The 11,094-nt window shown below is 42.8% G+C and carries 10 protein-coding genes; 2 read left to right on the plus strand and 8 right to left on the minus strand.

The features are described 5' to 3' along the window. On the minus strand, positions 1-398 hold a 398-nt coding region (locus PHN32_08535; GenBank protein MDD3777635.1), incomplete at its 3' end, for a class I SAM-dependent methyltransferase. 12 nt (positions 399-410) lie between these two features. Then, positions 411-2,219 (minus strand): NAD-dependent epimerase/dehydratase family protein, encoded by a 1,809-nt coding sequence (locus PHN32_08540; protein ID MDD3777636.1) that lies wholly within the window; start codon positions 2,217-2,219, stop codon positions 411-413. A 206-nt stretch (positions 2,220-2,425) separates the two neighbouring features. On the opposite strand from PHN32_08540, the gene PHN32_08545 reads away from it, so the two are divergent. Then, positions 2,426-3,334: a S8 family serine peptidase gene (locus tag PHN32_08545; GenBank protein MDD3777637.1), complete on the plus strand. Its 909-nt coding sequence runs from the start codon at positions 2,426-2,428 to the stop codon at positions 3,332-3,334. 215 nt (positions 3,335-3,549) lie between these two features. Continuing rightward, entirely contained in the window at positions 3,550-5,187 is a 1,638-nt protein-coding gene (locus PHN32_08550) for a hypothetical protein (protein MDD3777638.1), read from the plus strand. Positions 5,188-5,321: 134 nt separating this feature from the next. Here the strand turns inward: PHN32_08550 and PHN32_08555 are convergent, their stop codons facing one another. From PHN32_08555 to PHN32_08580, 6 genes are all read right to left on the minus strand, one after another. Then, positions 5,322-6,086, minus strand: coding sequence for an SDR family oxidoreductase (locus PHN32_08555; GenBank protein MDD3777639.1), 765 nt, complete (start codon positions 6,084-6,086; stop codon positions 5,322-5,324). Positions 6,087-6,479: 393 nt separating this feature from the next. Next, positions 6,480-6,941 carry a hypothetical protein gene (locus PHN32_08560; GenBank protein MDD3777640.1) on the minus strand — a complete coding sequence of 154 codons (462 nt, stop codon included), beginning with the start codon at positions 6,939-6,941 and terminating at the stop codon, positions 6,480-6,482. A gap of 219 nt (positions 6,942-7,160) precedes the next feature. After that, the gene (locus PHN32_08565; GenBank protein ID MDD3777641.1) at positions 7,161-8,138 is read right to left on the minus strand and encodes a lysylphosphatidylglycerol synthase transmembrane domain-containing protein; all 978 of its coding nucleotides are present in this window, start codon (positions 8,136-8,138) and stop codon (positions 7,161-7,163) included. Positions 8,139-8,144: 6 nt separating this feature from the next. Beyond that, positions 8,145-8,993, minus strand: a complete 849-nt coding sequence (gene rfbD / locus PHN32_08570; GenBank protein ID MDD3777642.1) for a dTDP-4-dehydrorhamnose reductase — start codon at positions 8,991-8,993, stop codon at positions 8,145-8,147. Then, complete coding sequence (locus PHN32_08575; protein ID MDD3777643.1) at positions 8,968-10,032, minus strand: lysylphosphatidylglycerol synthase transmembrane domain-containing protein; 1,065 nt, start codon at positions 10,030-10,032, stop codon at positions 8,968-8,970. The genes rfbD and PHN32_08575 overlap by 26 nt, the downstream gene beginning before the upstream one ends. 10 nt (positions 10,033-10,042) lie before the next feature. Beyond that, the coding region (locus PHN32_08580; GenBank protein MDD3777644.1) for a glycosyltransferase at positions 10,043-11,094 on the minus strand (1,052 nt) is incomplete at its 5' end.

The raw sequence follows: 11,094 nt of genomic DNA on the forward strand, positions 1-11,094 counted from the left end.
TTAATCTCTTTTAATACTTTTACTGGATGGGGATAATGATGAAAGGAATTGCTGCTTATTACCAGATCAAAACTATTATCCCCATAGGGTATGGCTGCAGAATCTGCTGCTTTGAATTCAAACTGTGGCAAATCCTTGGTCTTATGCTTTGCTACCTCTATCATCTGGCTGGAAAGATCTATACCATAATATTTGGCCTGCTGATTTTGCTCTGACATAAGTATTAATGCATTGCCGGTGCCGCATCCTACATCCAGGATAGCCTTATGGCTGGCTAGCTGTATATGTTTTAACATTATTTGATGTACGTGCCTGAACCAGGAGCTTATCCTGTCCGTGTCATAGGTCTGGGCCCAACGGTCAAACCTTTCCTTGTTTTTAATATTTCTTTCTTCCATCTTCTACCTTCTTTATTTATACAGCATCCCGTTTTCCAGTATCCAGTCGTAGGTAAGCTTAAGTCCCTGCTTAAGGCTTACCTGGGGCTGGTAGCCCAGGTCTCGCTTGGCCTTGGATATATCATAAAGATAATTATTTAAGTAAAAGAGCAGGCTCCTTCTGGAAAAAGGAGGCTCCTTTTTTATAATTTTAAACCCGAATTCCACCAGGGCGCTTAAGGGATACATTACAAATGGAGGGATCCTAAAGGGCAAAAGCTTTTTCCCGGTTAGTTCTGATATACCGTCCAGCAGGTCTTTTACTGTGGTCTGTTCATCTCCTGAGATTACATATACCTGCCCTATGGCTTCCTCTTTCTGGGAAGCCAGCCATATGCCTTCAGCCATATCGGTTACATAAGCGCTTTGCCGGTAGGTAGAGCCATCCCCTACCAGGAAGAACCTTCCCTTATTTATATTCTTAAACAATTTTATGGTACGGGGGCATCGGGGCCCATATACAAATGAAGGCCTCACAATGGTTATGGGATACTGGGTCTGCTGGTAGTAATCAGTCACAAATTTTTCTGCCATCCATTTAGTCTTCTCATATATGGTAGTGGGGTTTATGGGGGAACCCTCATCGGCAGCAGCCCTTCCCATATCCTTCATTACCCCTACTGTTCCTATATACACGAACCGGGATACACCCTGGCGATGACTTTCTTCTAACAGCAGCTTGGTGCCTCCATAATTGTTTTCAGCGTACATCTGGTCGCTGGAAGCAATAGACAGGTGCAAGCTGGCCAGGTGGTATACTATATCAATGTCTTGTACCAGCCCGCTTATAATCTGGTTGTCCATAAGGTTGCCCTCTATTACCTCCAGGTTGCTGTTTCCTTCCAGGTATTTTAAGTCAGAGGTATCAATATCTATAGTGCGCACATAATAGCCCTGGCGCAGCAGGTATTCTACCACATGGCTTCCTATAAAACCTCCCCCTCCGGTCACCAGTACCTTTTCTTCCCTCTGCCGGGGGGCGGTTACTACTGTATTTTTCTTTTTTACTACTTCCACTATAACATTATAGCCCTGGCTTAATACCAGCAGCTTGTCCAGTTTGGATACCAATTTAAACAGGGGAAACAGTTTGGAATAAATTTTGTAGGAAGTGCCCAGCTTTTCCTGGGAAGTGGGGGCTATACTCTGCTTTTCTTCCGCATCCTTCTTTTTTTTAGATCCCAGCATATATACCAGGTTTATAGCCAGCTCCACCATCTCTGTATAAAATTTGGCATAGGTAATCGCTTTAGTTACCACAAACCCATTGGACTCCAATAATTCTATCAGCTCCCTTTTTCTATACCCCGGCCTTTTATGCCCGTATTTTTCCGGTCTCATCCCAAACAGGTTTTTTATCTTATTGGCCAGCAGTTTGGGGCTCTGGTCAGGAACGGTGATATAGGCTTTGCCGTCATCTTTCAGCACCCTGGATATCTCTGCTAAAAATGGCTTTTCATCTTCTAGATGTTCCAGTACATCAAAGGTTACCAGCCGGTCAAAAAACCTGTCATCAAATTCCAGTTTTTGGGCATCCAGCAGGTAAACATCTTTTTGGAGAAGCTCTTTCATAACCTCCTGGTTTTCCGGCTCCAAATCCCCGGTATACCAGCTGCCGCCCAGCTCCCTTAACCTATAGCTTAGGGCTCCCGTGTTGTCCCCGGTGCATATATCTATGCATCTGTGCCCCTCTTTTATGTCTATAATTGATTTCAAGGCATTAAATTTTTGCTTCTTTTTCAGGGATTTTTCAAACATTTGAAGCTGCCAAGGCTCGCTCATTTTATACTTTCTCCCATTTATAATAAAATTATTGATATATCTCTATGTGGTAGCTTACAATAATAAATACTAATTACAAGATTATAATACATTTTATGTATAAATATAAATCAGTTTTAATATTTATATTAGTGGTCATACTTTGCTCTAGTTTAGCTTGTGTTATCTATAATACACCAAGCCCTGGCCTGCAGCCAAAGGAATCTATGCCTGCCTGGAACCTGGACCTTATAAATCTAGGCCATTCCTGGGATATCACCCAGGGCAATCCTGATATAAGGGTGGCTATTATTGGCTGGGGAGTAGATACTGAGCACCCCCAGCTAAAAGATAATATAGTAGCTGCCTGGGATTTTGTAAATCAAAGCCCAAACATAGAGGATGTAAACGGCCACGACACCTTTGCTGCCGGTATAGTGCTGTCCATTGCCCCCGAAGTATCCCTGATTACTGCCCGGGTACTGGATCCGGAAGGAAATGATATAGGCCAGCTGGACCGGGCCATAGCTTTTGCCGCCGAACAGGGAGCCCATATAATACTAATGCCTATTACCATACTTACTCCCGAACCTTCAGACCATTACGCAGATGCGGTACAAAGCCAGATTATGGCCTCCTACTCCCAGCAGGTAAAGATGTTTATAGGAGCCCAGGGGAGAGGAAGGCATCACAGCCACCGGTTCCCCGGTTATCTAAGGGGGGTATATAATATTGCCGGAGTAAACCGGCAGGGCAGCCACTCCCTTAACAGCACCAATAATGATTTAAACTTCATATCTGCCCCCTGCGATAATATTCCCGGCATTGAAACCCAAGGCGACTGGACTAATTTTTCCGGTACTTCCTGGTCCAGTGCCCATGCTGCTGGAGTAGTAGCCTTGATGCTTTCTGTCAATCCTTTTTTAAACAATGTGGAAATAGAGGAAATATTAATCAGTACTGCCCAGGATAAAGGAGTATTTGGAAGAGACATATACTATGGATGGGGCTTAATAGACTGTTACCAGTCAGTAAAAAAGGCTAAAGACATCATTTACCTGGATATAATTACTGATTCTTTAAACTACCAGTACCATCCCTATAACAATGACCTGGGCCATATACTTAAATGGTGATTATTTAGCTATTTTATTATATGGGATATAATTATAAAATATGTTTTCAGCAATAAATAAAGGAGAGATTTAAAATTAAAGCGGTATCCATAATATTAGCTATATTTTTAGTTATTGGACTCATATTCGTAGGAAGCCTATTTATAGGAGCCATATCTGCCCGTACCCAACCGGTACAGCAACAGGCAGAGGAAGAGGCCGGCTCCCGGGTAGAGGTGGCAGAACGGCCGATTACTGAAGAAGCAGATCCGGAAATAGGCAAGGAACCAGAACAGCCCCCCACCCAGAATATTGAGAAAATTGAATTCTATCTAGACGGTCCTGCTGATTCGGGAATATTTTTAGGTGAAACTTCCCCGGATTTGGAAAGGGAAGACATGCAGAATATATACGGCAGCCACTTTTTAAACTCCGGTTTTGAATTTAATATTGACGGCAGCAGCCTCCAGCTGGAACCCGGCTTGCATACCCTGTTTGTATACGCTATAACCGATCAGGGGGATCCTGATTATGTTATTAAGGAAATAATAGTTAAGGGTAATGAACCCCAAACAAATATAAGCATAAATTTGGACAATCCTGCTCCCCTGTCCATCATAAATCCTGGGCAGCTGGAAGTGCAGGGCTGGGCCCTTGATCCTGAAGCTGCCGATAATACCGGTCTGCAAAACATACAGGTATGGGTAAACGGCCCCATGGAGACAGGGATTAACCTGGGTGATACCGGTTACGGCTCTATCGGCAGGAGTGATGTGGCAGAAGTATTTGGTAGCCAGTTTGGGCCTTCCGGGTATAATGTGGCCTGGGATACCACCCTATTAAGGGCTAATGAAAAGCATTATTTATATATCTATGGCCAGAAAAATGACGGCAGCTGGCAGAAAAGAATATCTGAAGTCTATATCTATGACCCTGGTTTTAAAAGCAATATATTTTTAGAGATAGACAACTATATAGAAGATTTTACCATTAATCCGGGAGACCCCATTAATATCAAGGGAGCCAGTTTCTATATCAATAATCCTGATAGTTTCTATCCCCAGCAGGAATTTGCCAACAAGCAGGTAGTATTTGTAAGTGACCGTGACGGCGGTGACTTTGACCTCTATATTTCCAATCTGGACGGAAGCAATTTAATACAGTTAACCAGTAATGGGGTAGATGACCTTTATCCCAATGTTTCTCCTGACGGCAGCCAGATAGCCTTTACCTCCGAGGTAAATGGCTTATGGCAGGTATTTATAATCAATACTGATGGTTCTGACCTCAGGCAAATAACAGACAGTAATACCCTTAATGCCTATTCCGCCTGGTCCCATGACAGCCAGTACCTGTTCTATGAATCCCGGGTAGGTGAAATATGGGAGGTTTACCGCGTAGGGGTAGACGGCAGCAATCCCCAGAGGCTTACCACTAATACGGAAAGCCATGACTGGCATCCTGCCGGTCATCCTTACCGTCCCTTGGTGCTGTTTGAATCAGGGACTAAGGAAGATATAAAGATCATGGATTACAACGGGGAAAATATCCGGTATATTACCAAGGATGGACAAAGAAACCGGGTACCTTCCTTTGCCCCTGACGGCAGGACCATAGTGTTCAGTAAATACCTGGGCAGCAATGGTGAAGTATTTATCATGGATATAAGCGGCAAGGTACTGGCCCAGATTACTGCTAACGGAGCTACCAATACCCATCCTGTTTATTCTCCTGACGGCAAATACATAGGCTTTGATTCTGATGTTAGTGGAAGAGAGCAGATTTATATCTATTCTTTTGAAGACGGATCCGTATTTAACATATTCAATGACCCGGAAGCCAATTACAAGGATCCCTGTTTTCTGTTCAATTAAATATTAAGCGGCACCTCTGCCTAAACCAGGATGCCCAAACAGTAAACACGGATTGTAAAAGAGGCCTTCTTTAACAGAAAGCCTCTTAACTCCAAAATATGTACCTGTGTTTTTAGGCACCAGCTTGAATTAACTTACATGGCGGTATAACCGCCATCTACTGAATAGACAGCACCGGTTACATAAGATGACAGGTCTGATATAAGCCACAAGTTTGCTTCCGCAACCTCATCGGCAGAAGCAAAACGGCCCAACATGCTTAATTTCTTGGCATATTCATCGGGATCAAAACCAAATTGCTCTAATGCACCTCTTAGCATAGGAGTATCTATGGCCCCGGGGGCAACTGAATTTATCCTGATGCCCTGCGGAGAATAATCCATGGCTGCCTGTTTGGTAAGGCCTATAACCCCATGCTTGGCTGCTACATACACTGGAGTGCCGGGCTGAGGCCTGATTCCGCTAACTGAGGAGGTATTAACTATGGAACCGCCGGTTCCTTGTTTAAGCATTTGCCTGATTTCATATTTTAGGCAAAGGGCTACCCCTTTTAGGTCAACCGCTATCAAAGCGTCAAATTCCTGCTCGTCCATATCAGCCAGAGGTTTATCGTCTGGGGTTCGGGCTGCATTGTTAATTGCTCCATCTAAACGCCCATAAGTATCCACAGCAAATTTTACCATGGCTTCCACATCTTTTCCTTTAGACACATCGGCTTTAACAAAAGCCGCTTCGCCCCCTTCATCTATAATTTTTTGGGTTTGTTTACGGCCTTCTTCTTCATTAAAGTCAGCAATCACTATTTTGCCCCCAGCTTTAGCCATCAGCTCTGCCGTGGCTGCACCCATTCCCATAGCAGCACCGGTAATGATAACTACTTTTCCATTAAGCTCAATCATGGCCACAACCGCCTTCCTAATAATAATTATTACAATAACCTATAAATTATTATTTCATAACCGGTTTAAAGTGTCTAACTGGTCAAAATAATAAGTTTTAATTTTCCTACCATTCCTTTTTTCATAACAGGGATGTTTTTGCGATTAGCGGTTACTTGATATTCAAGTTTCTAATAAGCAACCATTGCTGCCCCTAACCACTGGCAAGATAAGGGTAATGAATATAAGCATTCCCGGCAGCTTTGCTATTTTAAACATGAGTTAAGACCTTTTAAGGATCCGGTTTAATGGTTCTGCCTGGCAAAAAAAGTATATTAGTGGAGTTATTAACAGAAAGATATGAGATGTTTTAGAAGCTGCTGTCTAAGCAGCCAGTAAATTAGAACATGTTTACTATTTAACTAAGTTTCTGGCCCTTTTAGGCCGGTAGATTTGAGGAAACTTTATAGATGCACCCAGGTTTATCCCTATCCATAATATCCACAGGTACCTGGAAGAGATAAGGTAATAGGTAAACTCGGAAGGGCTGTTACTGATTACCGGCAGTTTGGTTATCATATCCATTACCGGGCCTATGCCCAGTATAACTAAAAATAGTGCCGGTATAATGGATAGCAGAACAAATCCCCTGATATCCCAGCGGGTTCTTTCATAGGAAGTTCTGGTAAAAATCTGGGTCAAGTTTCCCATACAGAAACCAATTACTATAACCATAAAGAACTTAAGGGAAGAGGCCAGCAATGGGGTTAGGGTCACATAATCTTCTACCAGTTGAAACAATGGCTCTAAAAAAATGAACAAGGCCATGTAAAACAGCAGTACTACCAGGTTTAAAAAAATTAAAAATCCCCTCACCCTATCACCTATACATTTAAATTTATTACCATTATAATAACCCTAATAACAATAGCAGAAAAGTAGAAATGTTTAAAACAGTATTATTTAAAACATTATATTACCTGTTTTTCTTCCTTATCTTCGCTTTCTCTATCATATTATTCTTAAAACTGGTAGGCAGTCCCTGGTATAGTGAAGGCATTGGACTTTACTTAGAGACCCATCTGGAATTCCTGTTTAGATAACACCCCTGGATTTAAAAAATATATTTTTTGCCAGATATACCAGTCCCCCCAGCAGCGCGTTAAACAGTATTATAAATAGTATTAAAAATGAAAACAGTGCTGCCTGGCTTTCACTGGCTCCAAACAGCGCTACCAGAAAGGCTAGGGCATTCTCCCTTAATCCTATCCCCCCTATGGTGATTGGTATGCTGGCCACAATAGAAGTGAAGGGCACAATGAACAAAAAGGAAGTCAGCCCTATGTTTAAAGAAAGTGCTTCTGCTATGAGCCAATAGCTTACTATTATAAGCATCTGTATGACTGCACTATAAACAAAACAAAGGGCAAGGTGGCTTTTTTTATCTTTATAACTTAACAGTATATCCCGGAATGACTTTACCTTGGGCTTGATTTTTTTTAGCCACCTGAATTTATCAAACAAGCGGTTAATCTTAAAAAAATAGGGGTTAATCAGCATTACTACCAGCAATATCAGCAGCACCATTACTATGATTAAGCTCAGCACCATGCCAGAGCTTATCATCCTGTACATTCCAAACCCGAAAGAGAACACCAAAAAAATAGCTCCGGTCAGGGTACCCATTGCCCTTTCTAAAACCACCGTGGATACCATGGGAGCCACCCCTACCCCCTTGTTCCGGTATAAGTCATAAACCCGGTAGGCATCTCCCCCAATACTGGTAGGCAATATATTATTGTAGAAAAAGCCGATCATTACCGACTGCAGTAAAAACCCCCGGTGGATCACTATGCCTTGGGCCCTTAGCAGAACTCCCCACCTGAATACCATGCCGGCGATGCCTAAAAAATAGACGGCCACCGCCAGTATGGCCAGCAGTAGGTTTATGCTCTGCAGCTGCTGGCCCATAAGCTTAAAATTATCCCAGTTCCTGTAGATAAGAAAAGCTATAAGGGCAGCGCTTACCGCTATACGGATAGAAGCACCTGCAGCTTTGCTTAGCTTAGCCATATCACTTTAAGACTTGGCTTGATAATGGTTGGACAAGAAATCTTCTAATGCCTCTTGCCAGGGACGCATAAAACATATCTGGTTTTTTTCCAGATTAGCGTTTTCCAGTACGGAATAAGCCGGCCTTTTAGCCTTGCGGGACAGCTTACTGCTCTTTACTGGATTTAAATCAACTTCTATTTTCATGATATCAAATATTTGCAGGGTAAACTGGTACCAGGAACATTGGCCGCTATTGGTAGCATGGTATAGGCCGTAAAGCCTGCTGTCTATTAAGCTGTAAATACAGCGGGCCAGGTCTAAACTGAAGGTGGGAGTGCATATCTGGTCATCTACCATGGATAGGTTGCTGCTGCAGCGGGCAGCTTTAATTACAGTGTCTACAAAGTTCTTGCCGTATATACTGTATACCCCGGTAGTCCTGACTATATAGTGCTGGCTGGTTATCTGTTGTACCAGCTGCTCTGCTCGATATTTGGAATCCCCGTATACACTTAAAGGGTTGGGCTTATCTGTTTCCAGGTAGGGAGTTTTCTTTATACCGTCAAATACATAATCGCTGGAGATAAACAGGAAATCCGCCCCATATTTTTTGGCCTCCCGGGCCAGGTTCTCCGTGCCCCTGGTGTTTATTTGGTAAGCAAGCTCTATATTTTCCTCACAGCCGTCTACATCAGTGTAGGCAGCACAATGTATAACTACCTGGGGCTTAACCTTTAAAAACTCTGCCTTTATCTGTTCCGGCTGGGTGATATCCATATCCAGGTCATATCCAAACAGCTCATGCTGGGGCCCCGCCAATTTTAACAGCTGGCTGCCCAGCTGACCCTTACTCCCGGTTATCAGTATCCTCATCTAGGCCTATCTTCCTAATTTTATAAAAGGGCATAACTATGATAATAATTGATAATATGCCCACCATTACTGTAAATACCAAATTTATAATATGGTAATTGAAACCCACTATTATGGCAATATTTTCCTGAAAACCAAGCATGGTTAGTACCGACACAAAGGCAAATTCATAGGTTCCCAGGCCGGCCAAGGCATGGGTAGGAAGTACCGCAGATATTTCTGCAGCAGCAGTAGCTAAAAAGATTACCCAATAGTTAAGCTGGCCAAACCCATAGCCCATAGGCTTCATTAAGGAGTGTATCATAAAATAGTAAATGGAAAACTTAACCAGCCTTATGGCTACTGATGAAATATAGACCTTGGTGTATATCTTTCTTCCCTGTATTATTTCTATGTTTTTGTTAATGCCTACAAGTTTACGAAAAATATAATCAATAAATTTTACCCGTTCCCAGTGTGTACGGGTAAAAACCCATTTGAGCAATGTAATTACCAACCCTATAATTTTAGACAGGAAAAACAAAATTAGAAGAGATACTGCCAGCAAGGCAGCTGCTACCAAAATTACAGTAGTAGATGATACTGAATAACGGTTAATACCTACTATAATTATAGATATTATAATCAGGGAAAACACGATCACCATATCAAATACCAGTGCTACGGCCAGGGTGGATACTCCCACCTCTACCGGGTATTTAAATTTCCTTTTGAGCACATACACATAGGAAAGCTCCCCGGTTCTGGCTGGAAGCACCATATTGAAAGCATTCCTGATATGGGAGACAAAAAAGAGGTCCAGCATCCTGATTCTTTCTGAACCCAGCAGTATCTTGGTACGGTATCCCCTTAAGAAACCGTCAAAAAACATCATGGTCAGTCCCAGTATCATGGTTGGCTTGTAGCTGTTTAGGAAGGCCTGCCCTATGGAGGCAATTTCTATCTTGCTAAGCAGGTACCAGATTAAAAACAGGCCAAATCCTACCACTACCACTACATTGATTATTTTCAGGATGGTTTTTATCTTATTGCTGACCATAAATTTCTATTTATCTGCTGTGCATATAATTACTAAGATATCTGAAACTCTGCCTGGGGCTTCTAAAGAAATGGTGCATAAACCGGCCTGCCAGGTAACCCTTGCTCCGGTTATGGCTGGAAGCTGGGTCAGCTGCGCTGCCATCTACTTTTTTTCTTACCGCACTAAATACCGGATCCCGGCAAAAATCTATTAATGGCTTGCATATCTTATCCCATTGATACTGGCCAGCTTCCATCTCTATGTTTTCCTGGCATTGGCTATAAAACTGCTTATCATCAGCCAGCCTCTCTATGGCCAAGGCCAAGTTTTGGGCATCTTCCGGCTTTACTACCAGGCCCAAATCCTTTTTTTCAATTAACTCGCTTAAGCTGTCGCCTTCAGTGGAGATAATGGGAAGGCCTGCCCATAGGTAATCCAGCATCCTGGTACGGAAAGAAAACCTGGTTTCTATCTGCTCTGGATGGGTAATTATGCCCACATCTGCTTCCAGCAGGTAGTTTTGCCTCTGCTCATAGTCTACCCATCCATAATTAAAGAAAACATTTTTATCACATACATCCAGCTTTTTGGCCATTTCTACCGTCTGGTTGGCCAACTGCAGCTCCCTTACCTCTGGATTAGGGTGTTTTAAGCCCAGGAAATATAGTTTTATATCCGGCCTTTTTTCTTTGAGTAGGGCCATGGCTTTTATCAGGGTTATGGGGTCAAACCAATTGTAGATGCCCCCTCCCCACAGCACCACAAAATCATTGGCACCTATACCCGGCACTACCCCCTTTAGCACCTGTTTGGTATGCAGGGGTTTTTGGGCCGGCAGGCCAAAGGGGACCACATCCATCATCTTCTTTAAAGTAGGGTCCTGGTTGTAGGTATAAGGGTTTACCCGGTTAAGGGCGGCAGCCATCCCCAGCCAGAAATCCCTTTGTCTTTCCGAGGCACAGACAAAAAAATCTCCATAATAGAACTGCTCATTAAGGTTGTAATGCACCAGTTTATGGACACTTAGCCTTTTTTCCATGGGTTCATCCTTGTACTCTGCTAAAACTGCTAGATTATAAG

This window comes from Actinomycetota bacterium, assembly GCA_028698215.1.
Classification (GTDB): Bacteria; Actinomycetota; Humimicrobiia; order Humimicrobiales; family Humimicrobiaceae; genus Halolacustris.